19 protein-coding genes and 1 tRNA gene are annotated in these 20,713 nt (G+C 71.5%); 12 read left to right on the top strand and 8 right to left on the bottom strand.

Features of this window, described 5'->3' with window-relative positions:
* Positions 1-136: 136 nt before the first annotated feature.
* The 5 genes from ACIPEP_RS09360 to ACIPEP_RS09340 all read left to right on the top strand — a co-directional run bounded on the left by ACIPEP_RS09360 (position 137) and on the right by ACIPEP_RS09340 (position 6,418).
* The gene (locus ACIPEP_RS09360; RefSeq protein WP_402717101.1) at positions 137-2,197 is read left to right on the top strand and encodes a S1C family serine protease; all 2,061 of its coding nucleotides are present in this window, start codon (positions 137-139) and stop codon (positions 2,195-2,197) included.
* A 169-nt stretch (positions 2,198-2,366) separates the two neighbouring features.
* Positions 2,367-3,410 (top strand): glycosyltransferase family 2 protein, encoded by a 1,044-nt coding sequence (locus tag ACIPEP_RS09355; RefSeq protein ID WP_092384174.1) that lies wholly within the window; start codon positions 2,367-2,369, stop codon positions 3,408-3,410.
* Between the two features lie 9 nt (positions 3,411-3,419).
* Positions 3,420-4,238 carry a CDP-alcohol phosphatidyltransferase family protein gene (locus ACIPEP_RS09350; RefSeq protein WP_402717100.1) on the top strand — a complete coding sequence of 273 codons (819 nt, stop codon included), beginning with the start codon at positions 3,420-3,422 and terminating at the stop codon, positions 4,236-4,238.
* The gene (locus ACIPEP_RS09345) at positions 4,235-5,143 is read left to right on the top strand and encodes a glycosyltransferase family 2 protein (protein ID WP_402717099.1); all 909 of its coding nucleotides are present in this window, start codon (positions 4,235-4,237) and stop codon (positions 5,141-5,143) included. Before ACIPEP_RS09350 ends, ACIPEP_RS09345 begins: the two co-directional genes overlap by 4 nt.
* A 42-nt stretch (positions 5,144-5,185) precedes the next feature.
* Complete coding sequence (locus tag ACIPEP_RS09340) at positions 5,186-6,418, top strand: CDP-glycerol glycerophosphotransferase family protein (protein WP_402717098.1); 1,233 nt, start codon at positions 5,186-5,188, stop codon at positions 6,416-6,418.
* A gap of 46 nt (positions 6,419-6,464) precedes the next feature.
* On the opposite strand, the gene ACIPEP_RS09335 is transcribed toward ACIPEP_RS09340, so the two are convergent.
* The 4 genes from ACIPEP_RS09335 to ACIPEP_RS09320 form a co-directional block, all read right to left on the bottom strand.
* Complete coding sequence (locus ACIPEP_RS09335; RefSeq protein ID WP_071295002.1) at positions 6,465-6,767, bottom strand: hypothetical protein; 303 nt, start codon at positions 6,765-6,767, stop codon at positions 6,465-6,467.
* A 109-nt stretch (positions 6,768-6,876) separates the two neighbouring features.
* Positions 6,877-7,647 carry an ABC transporter ATP-binding protein gene (locus ACIPEP_RS09330; RefSeq protein ID WP_070416671.1) on the bottom strand — a complete coding sequence of 257 codons (771 nt, stop codon included), beginning with the start codon at positions 7,645-7,647 and terminating at the stop codon, positions 6,877-6,879.
* Positions 7,647-8,471, bottom strand: a complete 825-nt coding sequence (locus tag ACIPEP_RS09325) for an ABC transporter permease (RefSeq protein ID WP_070416670.1) — start codon at positions 8,469-8,471, stop codon at positions 7,647-7,649. The genes ACIPEP_RS09330 and ACIPEP_RS09325 overlap by 1 nt, the downstream gene beginning before the upstream one ends.
* Before the next feature lie 44 nt (positions 8,472-8,515).
* Positions 8,516-9,211 (bottom strand): NTP transferase domain-containing protein, encoded by a 696-nt coding sequence (locus ACIPEP_RS09320; RefSeq protein WP_070416669.1) that lies wholly within the window; start codon positions 9,209-9,211, stop codon positions 8,516-8,518.
* A gap of 321 nt (positions 9,212-9,532) precedes the next feature.
* Here ACIPEP_RS09320 and ACIPEP_RS09315 point away from each other — a divergent pair, with 321 nt between their 5' ends.
* The 3 genes from ACIPEP_RS09315 to ACIPEP_RS09305 all read left to right on the top strand — a co-directional run bounded on the left by ACIPEP_RS09315 (position 9,533) and on the right by ACIPEP_RS09305 (position 12,880).
* A complete protein-coding gene (locus ACIPEP_RS09315) occupies positions 9,533-10,927 on the top strand; it encodes an ABC transporter ATP-binding protein (RefSeq protein WP_402717097.1) in 1,395 nt (464 codons plus the stop codon).
* Entirely contained in the window at positions 10,903-12,474 is a 1,572-nt protein-coding gene (locus tag ACIPEP_RS09310) for an ABC transporter permease (RefSeq protein ID WP_229085210.1), read from the top strand. Before ACIPEP_RS09315 ends, ACIPEP_RS09310 begins: the two co-directional genes overlap by 25 nt.
* 145 nt (positions 12,475-12,619) lie before the next feature.
* A complete protein-coding gene (locus ACIPEP_RS09305; protein ID WP_092384164.1) occupies positions 12,620-12,880 on the top strand; it encodes a DUF3039 domain-containing protein in 261 nt (86 codons plus the stop codon).
* Positions 12,881-12,889: 9 nt separating this feature from the next.
* Here ACIPEP_RS09305 and ACIPEP_RS09300 read toward each other — a convergent pair whose 3' ends face one another.
* Positions 12,890-14,239, bottom strand: coding sequence for a nicotinate phosphoribosyltransferase (locus ACIPEP_RS09300; protein ID WP_402717096.1), 1,350 nt, complete (start codon positions 14,237-14,239; stop codon positions 12,890-12,892).
* A gap of 366 nt (positions 14,240-14,605) precedes the next feature.
* Here ACIPEP_RS09300 and murI point away from each other — a divergent pair, with 366 nt between their 5' ends.
* From murI to rdgB, 3 genes are read left to right on the top strand one after another with little or no spacing between them, the layout of a single operon-like run.
* Entirely contained in the window at positions 14,606-15,451 is an 846-nt protein-coding gene (gene murI, locus ACIPEP_RS09295) for a glutamate racemase (RefSeq protein WP_070419170.1), read from the top strand.
* Positions 15,448-16,185, top strand: coding sequence for a ribonuclease PH (gene rph / locus ACIPEP_RS09290; protein ID WP_402717095.1), 738 nt, complete (start codon positions 15,448-15,450; stop codon positions 16,183-16,185). The genes murI and rph overlap by 4 nt, the downstream gene beginning before the upstream one ends.
* Positions 16,182-16,775, top strand: a complete 594-nt coding sequence (gene rdgB, locus ACIPEP_RS09285; protein WP_402717094.1) for an RdgB/HAM1 family non-canonical purine NTP pyrophosphatase — start codon at positions 16,182-16,184, stop codon at positions 16,773-16,775. Before rph ends, rdgB begins: the two co-directional genes overlap by 4 nt.
* 473 nt (positions 16,776-17,248) lie before the next feature.
* On the opposite strand, the gene ACIPEP_RS09280 is transcribed toward rdgB, so the two are convergent.
* The 3 genes from ACIPEP_RS09280 to ACIPEP_RS09270 form a co-directional block, all read right to left on the bottom strand.
* The gene (locus tag ACIPEP_RS09280) at positions 17,249-17,947 is read right to left on the bottom strand and encodes a DedA family protein (protein ID WP_070416665.1); all 699 of its coding nucleotides are present in this window, start codon (positions 17,945-17,947) and stop codon (positions 17,249-17,251) included.
* 115 nt (positions 17,948-18,062) lie between these two features.
* Positions 18,063-18,146: transfer RNA gene (locus ACIPEP_RS09275), tRNA-Leu, on the bottom strand.
* Positions 18,147-18,233: 87 nt separating this feature from the next.
* Positions 18,234-19,541: an MFS transporter gene (locus tag ACIPEP_RS09270; protein ID WP_336697438.1), complete on the bottom strand. Its 1,308-nt coding sequence runs from the start codon at positions 19,539-19,541 to the stop codon at positions 18,234-18,236.
* Positions 19,542-19,597: 56 nt separating this feature from the next.
* On the opposite strand from ACIPEP_RS09270, the gene mnmA reads away from it, so the two are divergent.
* Positions 19,598-20,704 (top strand): tRNA 2-thiouridine(34) synthase MnmA, encoded by a 1,107-nt coding sequence (gene mnmA / locus ACIPEP_RS09265; protein WP_229086726.1) that lies wholly within the window; start codon positions 19,598-19,600, stop codon positions 20,702-20,704.
* Positions 20,705-20,713: the final 9 nt, after the last annotated feature.

Genomic DNA, 20,713 nt, shown 5'->3' with positions numbered 1-20,713 from the left:
CGGCCGGGCCGAGGGCATCTCGGGAACGGCCGCACAGCCCACGCATAAGATCGCCATAGGTCGCTTGCAGCGTCACCAGGAGCACCGCTCAGGTGGGTGCGACAGACTGCACGAGCTTGAAAGGAGCACGTCCAGCATGACCGACACCACGCCCAACGGGCAGGGCGACGACATCCGTCCGGACGACGCGGCCGCGAAGGCCGCATCCGAGGACGCTTCGCCGAACGACTCCGAGCACTTCGACCACGCGTTCCGCGACGACGCTCCGAGCAGCGATGCTCCGACGAGCGACCGTTCGCCGAACGACGGCTCCGCGGACCACACCGACGTGATCGCTCCCGCGAGCGACACCGATGTCATCGCGCACTCGAACGACCACCCGACCGACCGGTACACGGCGCCGTACCCGACGCTGTCCCAGCACGACACCGGCCAGGCGAGCCAGACGAGCCAGTACGGCCAGCCGGACCAGAACGGCCAGACGAGCCAGTACGGCCAGCCGGACCAGAACGGCCAGACCAACCAGTACGGCCAGACGAGCCAGTACGGCCAGGCGCCGGCCGGGTACGGCGCGCACGGCACCCCGTACGGCACCGACCACGCGCAGCAGTCCCAGTACGGCCAGCAGCAGTACGGCCAGTCGCAGTACGGCCAGTCGCAGTACGGCCAGGACCAGCAGCAGCAATACGGCCAGTCCCAGAACGGCCAGCAGCAGTACGGGCAGCAGTACGGCCAGTCGCAGTACGGGCAGCAGGCGCAGTACGGCCAGCAGCCCCGCTACGGCGAGTACGCCCAGCCGACCTCGGCGCCGGCATCGGCCTCCGAGTACGCCGGAGCCCCGTCCGCCCAGGCCCCCACGAGCGCATTCGGCGACGTCGACGGCTCCAACCAGCGCAACGGCCACTACTTCGACACCGGAGCAGCCGGAGCAGCGGGCGCAGCCGGAGCAGCAGGCGCCGGAGCAGCAGCCCCCGGCCGCCGCACCGGCACCGGCCGCGGCCGCCTCGCCCTCCCGATCATCGCCGGCGTCGTCATCGCGGGCCTCGTCGGCGGCGGCGCCGGCTGGCTCGCGGCGTCCAACACGCAGGGCGGCAGCAACGTCGTCGGGTCCTCGAGCGCGCAGGGCGGCGGCAACCTCACCGTCAACGACTACAACAACGCCACGGTCGTCACCGCGGTGGCCGCGCAGGCGACCCCCTCGGTCGTCACGATCAACGTCTCGTCGAGCAGCGAGGCCGGCACCGGCTCCGGCGTCGTCTTCAGCAAGGACGGCTACATCGTCACGAACACCCACGTGGTGACGCTCGACGGAGACAGCTCCAACGGGACGATCACGGTGACGACGTCGGACGGCAAGATCTACCCGGCGAAGCTCGTCGGCACGGACCCGACGGTCGACCTCGCGGTCATCAAGATCGACGCGACCGACATGAAGCCGATCAGCTTCGCGGACTCGTCCGACCTCAACGTCGGCGACACCGCGGTTGCGATCGGTGCGCCGCTCGGCCTGTCGAACACGGTGACGGACGGCATCGTCTCGACCCTGAGCCGCAGCATCCAGGTCACCTCGAGCGCTCCCACCGAGGGCGGCGACTCGAACGAGGGCGGGAACGGCTCGAGCGGCGGTCCCTTCGACTTCTGGGGCAACGGCGGCAACGGCAGCGACTCGTCGACGAACAGCACCGTCTCGCTGCCGGTCATCCAGACCGACGCGTCGATCAACCCCGGCAACTCGGGTGGTGCGCTGCTCGACTCCAAGGGCAAGCTCATCGGCATCAACGTGGCCATCGCGAGCGCGGGCAGCTCGTCCGACTCGTCGTCGAGCCAGTCCGGCAGCATCGGCGTCGGCTTCTCGATCCCGTCGAACCTCGTCAAGCGGGTCGCGAACGAGATCAAGGACAACGGCTCCGCCACGCACGGGCTGCTCGGTGCGACCGTGGGCGACGCCGCCGAGGACGCGAACGCCACGCAGATGGGCGGCCTCATCAAGTCGGTGTCGTCCGGTGGCGCGGCTGCCAAGGCCGGCCTGCAGAAGGGCGACGTCGTCACGAAGATCGGCTCGGCGACGGTGTCCGACGCGACCGACCTCACGGCACAGGTGCGGTACTTCGCCGGTGGCGCGAAGACCACGATCACCTTCATCCGCGGCGGTGAGACGCGCGAGGCGGACGTCACGCTCGGCACGTACAAGGGCTGACGCGACCAGCGACGGACGGGAGGCACGGTGCCAGCTGGCACCGTGCCTCCCGTCCGTCTGCCGGTCGCCCCGACGACCCGCGGCGACTTGATAGGCTCAGGGTCGCTCTTGCGGGGCGGCACCGTCCGCGGTGCGTCCCGTGCACCCAGGTGAGGACCCCGAGGTACCGATGCAGACAGACGGACAGCCCCTGCCGGGCGTCTCGTACGTGATGCCCGTCCTCAACGAGGTCACCGAGGTCCGGGCAGCCGTCCAGAGTCTGCTCGAGCAGGACTACTCCGGTCCGTTCGAGGTCATCCTCGCCCTCGGCCCGTCGATCGACGGCACCAACGAACTCGTCGCCGAGATGAGCGCGGCCGACCCCCGGATCCGCGCGATCGAGAACCCCGCCGGCTCCACGCCCGCCGGGCTGAACGTGGCGATCCGCGCGTCCGTGCACCCCGTCGTGGTCCGTGTCGACGCGCACTCGGTGCTGCCGCAGGACTACACGCGGATCGCCGTGCGCGTGCTGCAGGAGTCGGGCGCGGACAACGTCGGCGGGATCATGCGCGCCGAGGGGCGGACCCCGTTCGAACGCGCCGTGGCGCTGGCGTACGGCAGCCGCGTCGGGCTCGGTGGCACGCCGCACCACGTCGGCGGCCAGGCCGGTCCGGCCGAGACGGCGTACCTCGGTGTGTTCCGGCGTGACCGACTGTTCGAGGTCGGGCTGTTCGACGAGGGCATCAAGCGCGGCCAGGACTGGGAGCTCAACCGGCGCCTCCGGCAGACCGGTGGCACGGTGTGGTTCACCCCGGAGCTCGTCGTCACGTACCGCCCGCGGCCGAGCCTGAAGCGTCTGGTCCGGCAGTTCGTCGCCACGGGGCTGTGGCGCGGCGAGCTCGCCCGCCGGTTCCCCGCCAACAACGGCCTGCGCTACTTCGTGCCCCCGGCCATGGTCGCCGCGATGGCGCTCGGCATCGTCGCCGGCATCGTCGGGATCATCGGCGCCGCACTCGGGACGGGGGCGGCGTGGGCGCTGCTCGGCTTCGTGGTGCCCGCCGTCTACATCGTCTTCGTCGTGCTGGGGGCCGTCGCGGTCGCCCGGCGGTCGGGGCTGCCGACGCTCCTCTGGCTCGTCGTGGTGCTGCCGTGCATCCACGTCGGGTGGGGACTCGGCTTCATCATCGGCTTCCTGACCCGGACGTCCGAGCTGACCACGCACACGGGACGGTGACCTGACCTCTTGACCGATGACACGACCGGCCGCGGCAACGCCCGCCCCACCTCGATCGCCGAACTCCGTGCCGTCGCCCAACCGGACGAGGTCCGTTCGCGGGCGAACGCCGAGCACTGGACGGCGTCGCTGTACCTGCGGGACGTCTCGCCGTACCTGACGTGGGTGCTGCTGAAGACCCGCGTGACGGCGAACCAGGTGACCGGCCTGATGATCCTCGTCGGGTGGAGCGTCGCGGCCGCCCTGCTCATCCCGGGTATCTGGGGCGCGGCGCTCGCGCTCGTGCTCGGGCAGCTGCAGATGCTCGTCGACTGCTGCGACGGCGAGGTCGCCCGGTGGCGGGGGACCCGCTCGCCCGCCGGCGTGTTCCTCGACAAGGTCGGGCACTACACGACCGAGGGACTCATCCCCATCGCACTCGGCGTCCGTGCGGCCACGTGGCCGATCCACGGCGCGGACTGGATGTGGACCACGATCGGTTGCGCGCTGGGGCTCGTGATCGTCCTCAACAAGGCGCTCAACGACATGGTGCACGTCGCACGGGCGAACGCCGGGCTCGACAAGCTCGTCGACCGTCGCGACGCCGGCACCGCCCCGTCCGGACGACGGCTCGCGACGCTGCGTCGCGCCGCGCGGTTCCTGCCGTTCCACCGCCTGTACCACTCGGTCGAGCTGAGCATCCTCGCGTTCGTCTTCGCGCTGCTGGCGCTCGTGATCGGTCATCCCCTGGCCGACCGGATCCTGGTGGGGGCGCTCCTGCCGCTGGCGGTCGTGGCGACGTTCGGGCACTTCGTGGCGATCATCTCGTCGAAGCGGGTCCGCGGGTGACCCCGGGCACGCTCCGTCGTCACGCGGTCCCGCACCGCGAGCGGCCCCGTGTCGCCGTGGTGAGCCTGTCGCAGGGGACCCGCCCGGACGACCTGCGTCGTGGACTCGAGAGCGTGCTCGCGCAGCAGGACGTCGACCTCGACGTGGTGTGCGTCGGCAACGGCTGGGAGCCGACCGGTCTGCCCGAGGGCGTCCGAGCGCTGGCCCTGCCCGAGAACGTGGGCATCCCCTCCGGGCGGAACGCCGGGGCCGAGGTGGTCGACGGCGACTACGTGTTCTTCCTCGACGACGATGCCTCGGTGCCGTCGGAGACGTTCCTGCGTGACGCGATCGGCCTGTTCGAGCGCGATCCGTCGCTCGGTCTCGTGCAACCCCGGGTCGTCGACCCCACCGGCGCTGCGAACCCGACGCGCTGGATCCCGCGGATCCGCAAGGGCGAGCCCGACCACTCGTCGCCGGTGTTCTCGGTGTGGGAAGGGGCGGTCGTCCTGCCGATGGACGTGTACCGCGCGACCGGCGGCTGGGGAGCGGAGTACTTCTACGCGCACGAGGGCATCGAACTCGCGTGGCGCGTGTGGGATGCCGGCCGACGGACCTGGTACGCCGGGGACCTCGTCGCGCACCACCCCGCGATCGACCCGGCACGCCACACCGAGTACTACCGGCTGAACGCCCGGAACCGGGTCTGGCTGGCTCGGCGCAACCTGCCGGCGGTGCTCCGACCGCTGTACGTCGGGTCGTGGGCGGCGATCCAGGTCGCGCGCTGGTGGCGACACCCGCAGCGGCTCGCCACCTGGTTCGGTGGCGTCCGTGAAGGCTGGGGGAGCGACTGCGGTCCCGTGCACGTGATGGGCTGGCTCACGATCGGCCGCATGACGCTCGCCGGCCGTCCGCCCGTCGTCTGACCCGCCCGGACCGAACCGTCCCCGGACCCAGGAAGAGAGACCATGCCGATCATCAGTGACGCGCGCACGGCCCTGCGGCTCGCCGACCGCCTGCTCAAGTCGCGACGCAGCCGTCGTGAACTCGCACGCCGGCTGCCGTCGGTGGTGGCCCCTGCTCCGGGCACCGTGGAGATCGCCGTCTACTTCGCCGACGGCCCCGTGAACATGTACCAGGTGCGGCAGTGGTACGCCCCCCTCGCCGAACTCGCGGCGACCCACCCGGTCGCGATCATCGCGCGGAGCCCCGGCACCATGCTCACCCTGCTCGACGAGTCCCCGGTGCCCGTGGTCTACGCGCGCCAGGTCGTCGACCTCGAGCAGTTCGTCGAGGAGCAGGCCCCGAAGATCGTCTTCTACGTCAACCAGAACGCCCGCAACTTCCAGATGATGCGGTACGGGCGCATGTGGCACGTGTTCGTGAACCACGGCGAGAGCGACAAGATGTACATGACGACGAACCAGTTCAAGGCGTACGACTACGCCCTGATCGCCGGTGACGCCGCTCGTGGACGGCTGTCGGACGCCCTGTGGGACTACGACCTGGATGCCCGGACGATCTCGATCGGTCGCCCGCAGGCCGACCACTTCGCCGGCGCCGCGCCGTACCCGGCCGACGACCGCACGGTCGTGCTCTACGCGCCGACGTGGGAGGGGGACCGCGCAGCGGCCGCCTACGGGTCGATCGCGAGCCACGGCACCACGATCGCCGAACGGGTGCTCGCGTCGCCGACGCACCGGCTCGTGTACCGGCCGCACCCCCGCAGCGGTGTGCGCGACGCCGCGTACAAGGCGGCGCACGAGCGGATCGTCGCTGCCATCGCGAGCGCCAACGCCGCCGACCCGGGCGCCCACCACGTGTACGACGACGGTGCCGAGCTGGGGTGGCAGCTCGCCGGAGCGGACGTGGCGATCACGGACATCAGCGCGATGATCTACGACCGGCTCGCCGTGGGCAAGCCGCTCATCGTGACCCGGCCGGTCTCGCCCGAGGCGGACGTCGACGAGCGCGGGTACCTGAGCGACGCCAACTGGTTGACGGCGTCCGATGCGCAGGACGTCGTCGCGCGGGTCGACGCCGCGGCGAACGACGCCGCCGAGCTCGCGAAGCTGCAGCACTGGGTCGAGCGGTACTTCGGGGACACGACGCCGGGTGCGGCGACGAAGCGGCTGCACGACGCGGTCGAACGGCTGCTCGCCCGTTGGCAGACCGTCGCGGCGGCGCGCGGCGAGGACTGAGGGACCGACCCGGACCCACCGGACCACGGTGGCGCGACGAGGACGGTCAGGCAGCACGGGCGTCACCCACGAGGGACATCCGCCAGAGGTACTCGGAGCGGTCCGGTCGTCGCCAGCGGACGATCACCACGCCCGTGTCGTCGGCGGTGGCGCCGAACACGGCGATCGAGAGCGACCGACCCGGTTCGAGCCGGTGCACGGCGAGCGGCGGGCAGTAGCCGGTGCCGAGGTGGGTGAGCGTGATGCCGTCGACGGGTTCGTCGCCGGTGTTCAGCAGGTCGTAGCGGCGCGGAGCACGGGAACGGTCGATCGAGAACGGGACGGGGTAGGCCGGTGTCGGGTGGTGCATGCCGTCACCGTAGGGTGAGGGTCTGACGTCCGGCGGCCGGTTCGGCTCGGGGGAGTGGCGGCTGTGGAGAGCGGCCCTGGGGACCCTGGTTGTGGACGGGGATCGGTGGTCAGACGGCGTAGTCGGACGAGTACCGCTGCAGTGCTTCCTCGATCGTGCCGTCGAGCTGCAGGCGACCCTTGTCGAGGTACAGCCCACGCTCGCAGAAGCGGCGGAGGTCCTTGTCGCTGTGCGAGACGAAGAACAGGGTGCGGCCGCCGGCGAGGAGTTCCTCGATCCGCTTGTAGCACTTCTCGCGGAACCCCTTGTCGCCGACCGCCAGGACCTCGTCCACCAGGATCACCGGTTCGTCGAGGCGCGAGATGACCGCGAACGCGATGCGCACCTTCATGCCGCTCGACAGGTGCTTGTACGGGGTGTCGACGAAGTCACCGATCTCGGCGAACTCGATGATCTCGTCGAAGGCGTCGCGGATCTCCGCCCGGGACATGCCGTGCAGTCCCGCCGTGAGGTAGACGTTGTCGCGGACCGAGAGGTCTCCGACGAAGCCACCGGTGATCTCGATCAGGGGTGCGACCCCGGCACCGACGTGGATGCGTCCCTCGTCGGGGAGCATGACCTGGGCCACGAGCTTCAGCAGCGTCGACTTGCCCTGACCGTTGCGGCCGACGACCCCGATCGCCTCACCCGGGCGGACGTCGAACGACACACCCCGGAGCGCCCAGAACTCGTCCGCGCGCTTGCGGCGGTTGCTGCCGGCGAAGAGGTCCTTGAAGCTCCGGCTCGCCCGACGGTTGCGCTTGAACCGGATGCCGGCGTCGCGGACGGAGATCACGGGGGCGACCGTCGCGCTGCGGCTGGTCTGCTCGGTGGCGGTCATCACAGCTCCTTCAGGACGCGGTGCTCGCTGCGGCGGAACACGACGAGTCCGATCGCGAGGACGACGACGGTGACGACGACGGACACCCCGACCTCGAACCAGTTCAGCTGCGACGGGAAGAACGCGGCGCGGTAGATGCCGAAGATGCCGCTGAGCGGGTTGAAGGCCGCGAGGTCGTGCAGCTTGTCGGGCAGTGCCGACGTGCCGTAGATGATCGGCGATGCGTAGAAGAGGAACCGGAGCACGAGCTTCACCGCACGCTCGAGGTCACGGAAGAAGACCACGAGCGGCGCGACGATCAGGCCGAGCCCGTACACGAGCGCGCACTGCAGCACGATCGCGAGCGGGTAGAGCGCGATCTCCCAGTGCCAGTGGGCCCCCGTCGCGATCGCGAACACGGCGAGCACCGGCAGGCTGAGGAGGAACTCGATGCCCTTCGACGCCGTGACCCGGGCGACCCAGATGCTGCGCGGGATCGTCGTCGACCGGATGAGCTTGGTCTCCTTGATGAACGCCCGCGTTGAGTCCGAGACGGCACCGGTGAACCACATCCACGGCAGCAGCGCCGACAGCAGGAACACGATGTACGGCTCTTCGCCGACCGACCCGCGGTGGAACACCTGCGTGAAGACGAACCAGTAGATCGCCGACATCACGAGCGGGTCGAGGATCGACCAGAAGTAGCCGAGCGCCGAGGTCGAGTAGCGGACGCGGAGGTCTCGGATCGTCAGCAGCCAGAGGGCATGACGATAGCGCCGACCGGCGCTCCGGGACGCCGCTGGTGCGGCAGCCGCGGGCGCGGTCGGCGCACTCGCTGTGGTCACGGTTTCCCTTCGGGCGGAATCGCCGAGGGGGTCTTGACGCTGGTTCAGGCGAACAGGTTGTTCGCGCGCTCGAGGTCCTCGGCGAAGTCGATCTCGACCGCGTAGAGGTCCGAGATGTCGATCGGGCTCCAGAGTAGCCCGTCCTCGGCGATGGCAGCCTCGATGCCGCCCTCGAAGTACTCCTGGTCGTCGACGCGACCGAGCTGGCGGATGAGCGCCTGCTTGTCCTTCGAGGACACGTAGTTGATGCCGACGGCTTCGCCGAGGCCACCGACGACCTGCTTCGACAGCTTGTGGATGAAGCCCTCGGCGTCGACGGTGTACTTGACCTCTTCGTCGGAGACCTTGTCGGTGTTGACGCTGACGAACGAGCGGTCCTCGTCGATCATGTCGGCCGCACGCACCAGGGCGCGCGGGTCGAAGACGACGTCACCGTTCATCCAGAGCACACCGCCCTTGCCCGTCGCCTTGAGGGCGCGGAGCAGGCTCTTCGAGGTGTTCGTGGAGTCGTAGGACTCGTTGTAGACGAAGTTCGCCTCGGGGAAGGCCTCGACGATGTACTCCGACTTGTAGCCGACGACGATCGTGACGCGTGCGCTCGAACCGAACGCCGCACGGATGTTGTCGAACTGCTGCTGCATGATGGTGCGGCCGTCGCTCAGTTCGGTCAGCGGCTTCGGCAGGCTGCGCCCGAGGCGGCTGCCCATCCCCGCTGCGAGGATGACGATCTGCGTGGTCATGCTGGTCCCTTCTGGTGTCCGCCCGCGCGCCCTGGGGCACGGGCGGGCCTCGTCGAGTGTGCTCCCGGAAGATCCGATCTGCCCGGGAAGACCGCCGTCTCTGCGCGCATTCGCAGGGAGGGATCGTCACGGGGACACCGGCCGGGGCAGGTTTCCAAGTGGTGAACACTTCGTCGTGCCTCGGTGAATGATACGGAACGACCCTCCACCGGGGTACGGTCTCGGCCGCTTCGTGCTCAATTCGTGACACAGCGCCGGGGATTCGGGACACTGCGCCCGAGGCGTCCCCCGCTGTCCGGTGAGCGTTGGTACGGTGGGGCGGTGGCCGCAGCAGCAGGGGACGACGACGACGTGTACGCCACGTCGGACGCTGCCTGGCTGACCGAGGAAGCGGACGCCGACACCGAGGCCGAAGCGGCCGCCGACGGCGACGACGACACCGCGGACGACGCTGCCACCGAGGACGACGACGCCACCGCGGCGGGAGACGCCGCTGACGACGACATGGGGGACGGGGATGCACACGACGCCTCCGCTGAGGACACGATGACCGACGACACGACGGCCACCGAGACGACGGAGACGGAGACGGGGGCGGACCGCGTCGCCGCGCAGGCGGTGGCGCCGACGACCACCGGTCGCCGCCCTGCCAAGGCGCGCGGCGGCAAGGGACGTGCCACCCGCCCGACGCAGACGGCGGGGACGACCGGCACCGTGCCTCCTGGCCCGCGCGCCGGGGCGGACGAGACGGACGCGACCGCCGGCACGGACGCGACCGACCGCGCGACCCCGACCGACCGCGCGACCCCGACGGACACCGCAACCGCCACGGACCCCGCAGCGGACACGGCAGCAGCCGACACCGCAGCGGACACCGCGGCGCCCGACACCAAGTCCGCGAAGAAGCGCCCGAGCGGCACGAAGCGCCCCGCGCCCACGGCCAAGCAGCCCCAGCAGCCCGTCGTCCTCCGTGCCGACGGCCTCGTGAAGCGCTACGGCCAGACCCTCGCCGTCGACGAGGTCGACCTCGAGATCCGCCAGGGCTCGATCTTCGGCGTCGTCGGCCCGAACGGCGCCGGCAAGACGACCACCCTGTCGATGGTCACCGGACTCCTGCGTCCCGACGCCGGCAGCGTGACCGTGCTCGACCACGACGTGTGGGCCGACCCGACCGCCGCCAAGCGGGACCTCGGCGTGCTACCGGACCGGCTCCGGCTGTTCGACCGGCTGACCGGCGCGCAGCTGCTGTACTACTCGGCGACCCTCCGCGGGCTCGACGGTGCCACCGCGCGCAAGCGCAGCAGTGACCTGGCCGAGGCGTTCGGTCTCGGCGAGGCGCTCGGCCGTCAGGTCGCCGACTACTCCGTGGGCATGGCGAAGAAGATCGCCCTCGCGGCGACGCTCATCCACTCGCCCCGGGTGCTCGTGCTCGACGAACCGTTCGAGTCCGTCGACCCGGTGAGCGCAGCGACCATCACCGAGATCCTCCGTCGCTACACGCGCGGGGGCGGCACGGTGGTGCTCTCCAGCCACTCCATGGAGCTCGTGCAGCGCACGTGTGACTCCGTCGCCATCATCGTCGGCGGCAAGGTCCTCGCCTCCGGCACGATGGCGCAGGTCCGCGGGCGCAAGAGCCTCGAGGACAAGTTCGTCGAACTCGCGGGCGGCCGCGTCGTGGCAGAGAGCATGGAATGGTTGCACAGCTTCTCCGGCTGAGGGCGGACCTGCTCGCGGGCGAGGTCCGCGGGAGCGCCCGTCGGTCGGTCCTCGTCGTGCTCGGCAGCCTCGCGGGACTCGTCGCCGCGGTGCTCGTCGCGATCGAGGTCGTCGGGCTCCGTGACGCCGCACCCGAGGTCGCGCGTTCGGTCGTCGTCCCGGTCGGCACGCTCATCGCCTTCGCGTTCACGGTCGTCCCGCTCGTCGTCGGGCGCGGCGACCAGTTCGATCCGCGGCGCTTCACCGTGTTCGGCATCGGCCGACGCGACCTGGCGGTCGGGCTCGGGGTCGCCGGACTCATCGGGGTCCCGGTCGTCGCGGTCGCCGTCGTGGCCGTCGCGCAGTCGGTCGCGTGGATGCGCGGTGCGGGTGTCGGCGTCCTCGGCGTCGTCGCCGCCCTCCTCGCCATCGCCACGTGCGCCCTGCTCATCCGCGTCGGCAGCGCCGTCGGTGCGTCCCTGATCGGTCCGCACCGGTCGCGGGACGCCGGCTGGCTGGTCGCGCTGGTCATCGTCGTGCTGGCGATCCCGGCCGTGTCGCTCCTGCTCCGCGTCGACTGGCTCGACCCGGCCGGCGCCGAGATGCAGCGCGTCGCCGACGTCGCCGGATGGACGCCGTGGGGCGCCGCCTGGGCCGTCCCGGCCGACGTCGCGAGTGGCCGTGTGGGCGAGGGCATCGTCAAGCTCGTCATCGCGGTGGTCGTCGTGGCCCTGCTCGGCCTCGCCTGGTGGGCCGTGGTCGGCCGGGCGCTCGAGACCGTCGACGGCCGTGCGCGGACCCGTCGGTACCGGGGCCTCGGATGGTTCGACACGCTCGGCTCCACGCCCGTCGGCGCGGTGGCGGCACGGGCCCTCACCTACTGGGGACGCGACCCGCGGTACCGCGCGTCCTACCTGATCATCGTCTTCGTCCCGCTCGTCGTCATCCCGCTCGGGGTTGCCGGCGTGCCGTGGCACTGGACCGCCCTGGTGCCGCTGCCGCTGATGGCGCTCATCGCGGGCTTCCTGCCGCACAACGACGTCTCGTACGACAACACCGCGGTGTGGCTGCACGTCGCCTCGGGAGCCCCGGGCTGGAGCGACCGACTCGGTCGCCTCGTGCCGGTGCTCACCGTGGGCATCCCCGCACTCGTCGCCGGCTCGTGGGTCTCCGCGTGGCTGTTCGGCGACTGGACTGCCTTCCCGCTGCTGGTCGGCGTGAGCACGAGTGCGCTCCTGTCCGGCCTCGGGCTGTCGAGCGTCGTGTCCGTCCTGCTGCCGTACCCGACCGTCCGACCGGGCGACCATCCCTTCCAGCAGCCGCAGGCCGCCGGTGTCCTCGCCTCGGTCGCGCAGTCGTCGATGGTGGTCGGCATCCTGGTCTGCTCCGTCCCCGCGGCCTGGCTCGCGGTGCTCGCGTTCGTCGACGGCCCGGAGCCGTGGGGGATCCTGACCCTCGTCGTCGGGGTCCTGGTCGGCGTGGTCGTGCTGGCGGCGGGCGTCGCGATCGGCGGTCGCCTCTTCGACCGCCACGGGCCGGACCTGCTGGCCGCAGCGCAGCGCAACTGAGCCGGGTCGCCTCCAGGGGTGACCACCTGACGGCCTGGAGGCGCGGGTCGACCCCGCCCCGCGCCTCCAGGCCGTCGCGGGTCGGCCACGCCCCCGCGCGTCGCGGACCGTCGCGGCGCGCGCCCGGTCGTCGTACCCTGGACGCATGAGCATGACGGAACCCGGTGGCGGCCTCGACGTGATGGACCGCGAGCTCGAGAAGCTCCTCGAGGAAGAGGCGATCGAGCCCGGCGACCACGAGCGCTTCTCGCACTACGTCAAGAAGGACAAGATCCTGCAGTCGGCCCTGACCGGCAAGCCCGTCAAGGCGCTGTGCGGGAAGAAGTGGATCCCCGGGCGCGACCCAGAGAAGTTCCCGGTCTGCCCCGACTGCAAGGCGATCTACGAGAAGATGAAGGCGGAGTGACGCCGACGCTCAGATGACGAGCGTGGGGATGGCCGGGTCGCCCCGACCGATGCGTGACGCGTCGGCGGGCAGCTCGGCCTTCGCCATCTTGTGGTGCGCGCGGGCCGCTTCGACGCCCTGCACGCCGAGGAACGCCGGGTCCACCTCGCCGTTCGTCACCACGGGGACGAGCAGCGGGCGCTCGTCCGGCCCGACCTGGCCCGTGGTCAGCACGACCTCGGCGGTGGCGATGCCGTTGCGGAGGCGGCGGCCGGCCTGCTTGCGTCCGCCGACGGTGGCCTTCTCGGCCGACTTCTTCGCGACCGGGACCCAGCCGTCGTCGTTCGCACCGCCGTCGGCTGTGTCGCGGTGGCCCGCGTCGCGGTGGCTCGCGTCGCGGTGGCTCGCGTCGCGGTGTGCGACGAGCTTGAAGACCATGCCCGCGGCCGGGTGGCCCGATCCGGAGACCACCGAGGTCCCGACGCCGTAGGAGTCGACCGGCGCCGCGCGGAGTGCCGCGATCGTGTACTCGTCGAGGTCGTTCGTGACCGTGATCTTCGTGTCGGTCGCCCCGAGCCGGTCGAGCTGTGCGCGGACCGACGCCACGACGGACGGCAGGTCGCCGCTGTCGATGCGGACGGCGCCGAGCTTGCCGTCGGTGAGCCGGACCGCAGTGTCGACCGCGGCCTCGATGTCGTAGGTGTCGACGAGCAGCGTCGTGCCGGTCCCGAGGGCGTCGATCTGCGATCGGAAGGCGTCCTCCTCCGAGTCGTGGAGGAGCGTGAACGCGTGCGCCGCGGTGCCCATCGTCGGGATGCCCCAGGTGCGCCCGGCCTCGAGGTTGCTCGTCGCCCCGAAGCCCGCGATGTACGCGGCCCGGGCGGCGGCGACGGCGTTCCACTCACCCGTGCGCCGGGAGCCCATCTCGGCGAGCGGTCGACCGTCGGCAGCGGAGACCATGCGTGCGGCGGCGCTCGCGATCGCGCTGTCGGCGTTGAAGATGCTCAGCGCGAGGGTCTCGAGCACGACGGCCTCGGCGAAGGTGCCCTCGATCTGGAGGACGGGGGAGTTCGGGAAGAAGACCTCGCCCTCGCGGTAGGCGCGGATGTCCCCGGTGAACCGGTAGTCAGCGAGGTACGAGGCCGTCCCGGCGTCGATGACGCCGCGGTCGCGCAGGAACGCGATCTCGTCGTCGCCGAACCGGAAGTCCGTCAGCGCGGTCAGGAACCGGCCGAGGCCCGCGGCGACACCGTAGCGGCGCCCGTCCGGCAGGCGGCGGGCGAAGACCTCGAACACGCACCGGCGGTCGGCCGTGCCGTCCTTGAGGGCCGCGTCGACCATGGTGAGTTCGTACTGGTCCGTGAGGAGCGCGCTGGTCACCTCTCCGACACTAGTGTCGCCCGGGCCCGGAGGTACGGATCCGCCGGCCGGCGCGCGCGAGCGGGCGGTGTGTGTCGGGTCGGCGCGGCGAGCGGTGCGTGTTCCGCCCGCTCGCGCGGCAGGCGGGTCCGCGCGAAGGCGAGCGGGCGGTATGTGCTGCGTCGGCGCGGCGGGCGGTGCGTGTTTCGCCCGCCCGCGGGGTGGGTGGCGGCCTGGAGGCGCGGGGCGGCCTGGCGGGGGCGGGTCGCGCCTCCTGGACCGGCGGCTTTCGCGAGCGAGCGGATTCCGTCGGGTCGGCGCGGTGAGCGGTGCGCATTGCGCCCGCTCACGGGGCGGGCGGGCCCGCGCGCTCGGTACGCTGGTGTCGTGACGGATGCACCGATCGGAGTCTTCGACAGCGGGGTCGGCGGACTCACGGTGGCCCGCGCCATCATCGACCAGCTGCCACGCGAGAGCATCCGGTACGTGGGCGACACCGTGCACTCGCCGTACGGCCCGAAGCCCATCGCGGACGTCCGTCGCTACGCGCTCGAGGTGATGGACGACCTCGTCGAACAGGGTGTGAAGGCCCTCGTGATCGCGTGCAACACCGCTTCGTCCGCGGTGCTCCGGGACGCCCGCGAACGGTACGAGCAGGCGTACGGCATCCCCGTCGTCGAGGTCATCCAGCCCGCTGCACGCGCCGCCGTCAAGCAGACCCGCACCGGACGCATCGGCGTGATCGGCACGGTCGGCACCATCGCGTCGCGCTCGTACGAGGACGCCTTCGCGGTCGCGTCGGACATCAGCCTGAGCCTCGCTGCATGCCCGCGCTTCGTCGAGTTCGTCGAGGCGGGGGACACCTCCTCCCCAGCGCTCCGCGAGGTCGCTGCGGGCTACCTCGCACCGATCCGCGCAGCCGACGTCGACACGCTCGTCCTCGGGTGCACGCACTACCCGCTCATGTCCGCCGCGATCCAGTACGTGATGGGTCCGGACGTGACGCTCGTCTCCAGCGCCGAGGAGACCGCCAACGACGTGTACCGACGACTCGTCGAGCACGGGCTCGAACGCACTGCCACCGAGCCGCCGACCTACTCCTTCGAGGCGACCGGCGACGACAAGAACGGCTTCATCCGACTCGCCCGACGCTTCCTCGGCCCCGAGGTCTCCAGCGTCGGCCACCTCCAGACCGGGGCCATCACGCTGCCCCGCATCGAAAGGACCCCATGAGCGACACGCTCCGCATCGACGGCCGCACCGCGACCGACCACCGTCCCGTCACGATCGAGCGGGGGTGGAGCACGCAGGCCGAGGGCAGCGCGCTCATCTCGTTCGGCAACACCAGGGTGCTCTGCACCGCGTCCTTCACGAACGGCGTCCCGCGGTGGCTCGCCGGCAAGGGCACCGGCTGGGTCACTGCCGAGTACTCGATGCTGCCCCGCTCGACGAACGAGCGCATGCAGCGCGAGTCGATCAAGGGCAAGGTCGGCGGGCGCACGCACGAGATCTCCCGCCTGATCGGCCGATCGCTCCGCGCGGTCGTCGACATGAAGGGTCTCGGCGAGAACACGCTCGTCATCGACTGCGACGTGCTCCAGGCCGACGGCGGCACCCGCACGGCGTCGATCACGGGCGCGTACGTCGCGATGGTGGACGCGATCGAGTGGGGGCGCGACCGCGGGTTCGTGGCGAAGAAGGCGACCCCGCTGCTCGACAGCGTGCAGGCCATCTCCGTCGGGATCGTCAAGGGTGAGCCGATGCTCGACCTCGCGTACACCGAGGACTCCGCCGCCGACACCGACATGAACATCGTCACGACGGGCTCGGGCAAGTTCATCGAGGTGCAGGGGACCGCTGAGCACGCACCCTTCGACCGCGACGAGCTCAACGTGCTGCTGGACCTCGGGCTCGCGGGCAACCAGTCCCTCGCGGCGATCCAGAAGTCCGTGCTGGGGCTCGCATGACCTCGCGCACGGTGGTCCTGGCGACGCACAACCAGGGCAAGGTCGTCGAGCTGCGCGAGATCCTCGGGTCGGCGCTGGGCGACGGCGTCGAGCTCGTCGGGTACGACGGCCCGGAGCCCGTCGAGGACGGGGACACCTACGCCGCGAACGCCCTCATCAAGGCCCGTGCGGCGGTCGCGCACACGGGGCTCCCGGCGCTCGCCGACGACTCGGGCATCGCTGTGGACGCGTTGGACGGTGCTCCCGGCATCCACTCGGCGCGGTACGCCGGCACGCGGGTCGACGCGGACAACATCGCCCTGCTGCTGCGGAACCTCGACGGGGTCGTCGAGCGCACGGCGGCGTTCGTGTGCGCCGCGGCGTTCGTCTCGCCGGACGGCACCGAGCACGTGGTCGAGGCGGTCTGGAACGGCGAGGTCACGACCGAGCCCATCGGCGACGGTGGGCACGGGTACGACCCGGTCTTCCGGCCGGACGACGCCGACCGGACGTCGGCGGAGTTGACGCGCGAGGAGAAGAACGCGCTGTCGCACCGGAGCAAGGCGTTCCGCGGGATCGCGCCGGTGGTGCGGGAGTACTTCGGCGTCTGACGCGCGGGCAGGCGGCCGCACAACCAAAGACGACCCGAGCCACGTCGCGACGTGGCTCGGGTTGTCTTTGGTTGGGCGAGGGACCGGCGCCGCCGCGGCCGTGCGGCGAGTGGGCGGAATGTGCCGCGCGGGGGCGCCGAGGGGGACGTACTTCGCCCGCTCGGCGAAGCGGGCGGCGGCTGGGCGCCGCTGGCCGCCGCGGGCGTGCGGCGAGTGGGCGGAATGTGCCGCGCGGGGGCGCCGAGGGGGACGTATTTCGCCCGCTCGGCGGAGGGGGCGGCGGCTCGGCGCGGCGGGCGTGTGCGGCGAGTGGGCGGAATGTGCCGCCGGGAGCGGCCGAGGGGGACGTATTTCGCCCGCTCGGCGACGCGAGCGGCCCGGCGCGCCGGCCCGGCCCGGGCCGGCGCGGCCCGCGACGGACAGGAGGCGCGGCGCCAGCCGGCACCGCGCCTCCTGTCCGGCAGGACGGACCGTCAGCGCTGCGGCTCGGTTCCCGCCTCAGCCGCGGCCTCGTCGCGCTTCGCCTTGCGCGCGTTCCGGAAGTACGTCAGCGCCATCGGCACGACCGTCACGACGACGGCCGCGAGCAGGATGATGTCGATGTACTCGCGGACGATGTGCGCGACGAACGGGATGTGCCCGATGAAGTACCCGAGGAACGTCACCCCGACGCCCCACACGACGGCGCCGATCGCGTTGTACAGGGAGTACTTCTTGTAGTTCATCCGGCCCACACCGGCGGCGATCGGCAGGAACGTCCGCACGACGGGGACGAACCGGGCGAGGATCACCGCGAGGGGGCCGAACCGGTGGAAGAACGCGTTCGTGCGGTCGACGTTCGCCTTGGAGAACAGCCCGCTCTCCTTGCGCTCGAAGATGGGCGGGCCGGCCTTCTTGCCGATGTAGTAGCCGAGCTCGCCGCCGAGGAACGCGGACGCGGCGATCATCAGCGCGGCGATCCAGACGGGGATGCCGCCGATCTCGCCACCGCGGTCGAACGCGAAGAGGCCGGTGATGACGAGCAAGCTGTCGCCCGGGAAGATGAAGCCGACGAGCAGCCCGGTCTCGGCGAAGATGATGGCGCACACCACGAACACGGCGATGGCCCCGAAGTTGTCGAGGATGTACTGCGGATCCAGCCAGGGGATCAGGGCGAGTGCGACGGAGTGCATGGTTCTTCCGGTCGTGGAGGCGGGGACACGGGGAGGCGTCCCGCAGGACGAGGGTACCGTCCGCCGATGACGGCAACGTCCCTCGGTGGTATGAGATGCGTGAGGACGCAACTTCTGGTGCGGAAGGAGGGACTCGAACCCTCACGCCAGGGGCACAGGAACCTAAATCCTGCGTGTCTACCGATTCCACCACTCCCGCGAGCAGCGGCAGTCTACCGAGCGCCGCCCGCGCGCCGGACGTGATCCGCGCCTCCTGGGCCGCCCCGACCGGCTGGTCGGCGAACGGTCAGCGCAGCTTCCGCGGGAGGTACCGCGGCACGTACCGCAACAGGATGCCCGCGCCGACCAGGCCGAGCACCCCCATCACCCCGCTCGCGACGGCGATCGACGCGACGGCGGTCACGCCGGAGATGAGGAGCGGTGCAGCGGCTTGCCCGAAGTCGCCGGTGAACCTCCAGGCGCCCAGGAACGGCGCCGGGTGGTCCCGCGGCGCGAGGTCCGCGCCGAGCGTCATGAGGATGCCCGACCCGACCCCGTTCGCGAGCGACATCCCCATCGCGATCGCGACGAACCAGCCCACCCGGGCGTCGAGGTGTCCGGACCACGCGAGCAGGAAGTAGCTGATGCTGAGCCCGACCATGCAGGGGAGTGCGCTCGCCAGGCGGCCCCACCGGTCCATGATCTGCCCGCTCGTGTAGAAGAGCGCGAAGTCGACCGCACCGGCGATGCCGATGACGAGCGCTGCGGTCGAGTCGTCGAGCCCGACGCTGACCGCCCAGAGCGGCAGGATGACCTGGCGGCCGGCGCGGAGCGCGCCGATCAGGCCGGCACCGCTGCCGAGCCGGAGGAGCACGGCCCGGTTCGCGCGGATGGTGCGGAAGAGGCCGTGCGCTTCCTCTTGCACGAACTGCGCACCGGTGTCGGTGGGCGGCTCCGTGGTGGTCGCGTCGGTCGTGACGGTCGCGTCGTCCGTCGTGGGCCGGGAGGCGCGGCTCGGCCTGCGGAAGCCGCGTGCGCCCGTCGCGGGGTCGCGCAGGACGAGGAGCGTCACCGCCGCCAGGAGGCAGCAGACGATGTGGATCCAGAACGCGCTCTGCGTGGTGCCCGTCAGGTGCACGACGCCGGCGGCGATGAACGGACCGACGAAGTAGCCGAAGCGGAACACGCCACCGAGGCTCGACAGCGCCCGTGCCCGGATGTGGAGGGGGATCGCGGTCGTCATGTAGGCGTGCCGGGCGAGCGCGAAGACGGCGGTGGAGACACCGACGAGGAACACCCCGAGCGCGAGGACCCAGGCGTTCGGGGCGGCCGTGCACACCAGGAGCCCGACGACCGAGACGACCGCCGCGCCGATCATCGCGTTGCGCTCCCCGATGCGGGCGACCACCACCCCGGAGGGCACGTCCCCGATGAGCTCGCCCACGAGGATGAGCGCCGCGACGAAGCCCGCGAACGCCAGGCTCGCGCCGAGGGAGCTCGCCGCGATCGGGATGATCGGGATGATCGCGCCCTCGCCGATCGCGAAGAGCGCTGCGGGCAGGAACCCGGACAGCAGGACCGACCGGAAGTCGAAGGCAGGGGTCTCGGAGGTCATCGCTCGGACAACGGTACGCCCGCGGTACCGCTTCGTCGGCGGGTTACCCTGGAGCCATGCGAGTTCTGGCGGCGATGAGCGGTGGGGTCGACTCGGCGGTGGCCGCAGCCCGGGCGGTCGACGCCGGGCACGACGTGGTCGGTGTGCACCTGGCGCTGAGCCGCATGCCCGGGACCCTGCGCACCGGCAGCCGCGGCTGCTGCACGATCGAGGACTCGATGGACGCCCAGCGCGCCGCGTCCGCGCTCGGCATCCCGTACTACGTGTGGGACTTCTCGGCCCGGTTCAAGGAGGACGTCGTCGACGACTTCGTGGCCGAGTACCAGGCCGGCCGCACGCCGAACCCCTGCATGCGCTGCAACGAGCGGATCAAGTTCGCGGCGCTGCTCGAGAAGGCGCTCGCCCTCGGGTTCGACGCCGTCTGCACCGGGCACTACGCCTCGATCGTCACCGGTCCGGACGGGGCGCGCGAGCTGCACCGCTCGGCGGCGTGGGCGAAGGACCAGTCGTACGTCCTCGGCGTCCTGACCGCCGAGCAGCTCCAGCACGCGATGTTCCCGCTCGGAGCGACGCCCTCGAAGGACGAGGTCCGGGCCGAGGCGGCGGCGCGAGGCCTCACCGTGGCGCAGAAGCCCGACTCCTACGACATCTGCTTCATCCCGGACGGCGACACCCGGGGCTGGCTGGCGGACCGCGTCGGCACGGCCCCCGGCGACGTCGTCGAGCGGGACGGCACGGTCGTCGGTGCGCACGACGGGGCGACCGGGTACACGGTCGGACAGCGGCGCGGACTGCACCTCGGTCGACCGGCACCGGACGGCAAGCCGCGGTTCGTGCTCGAGATCCGCCCGAAGGAGAACACCGTCGTGGTCGGCCCGAAGGAGGCGCTCGACGTGACCTCGATGTCCGGGTCGCGCTTCACCTGGGCCGGCACCGCGCCGGCCGACCCGTCCACGCCGTTCGCGTGCGACGTGCAGATCCGGGCGCACGCCGACCCGGTGCCCGCGACCGCACGGGTCACCGACGGCCAGCTGGTCATCGACGTCGACGAGCCGCTCTCGGGCGTCGCGCCGGGGCAGACTGCGGTCGTGTACGTCGGCACCCGGGTGCTCGGGCAGTGCACGATCGACGCGACGGTGTCGGCGGTGCCCGCCTCCGTCTGACCGCGCGGC

Origin of the sequence: Curtobacterium sp. NPDC087082 (assembly GCF_044745045.1) — a bacterium.
GTDB lineage: Bacteria > Actinomycetota > Actinomycetes > Actinomycetales > Microbacteriaceae > Curtobacterium.
The sequence above is the reverse complement of the archived record's forward strand: the minus strand, read 5'-3'. Positions and strand labels throughout refer to the sequence as shown.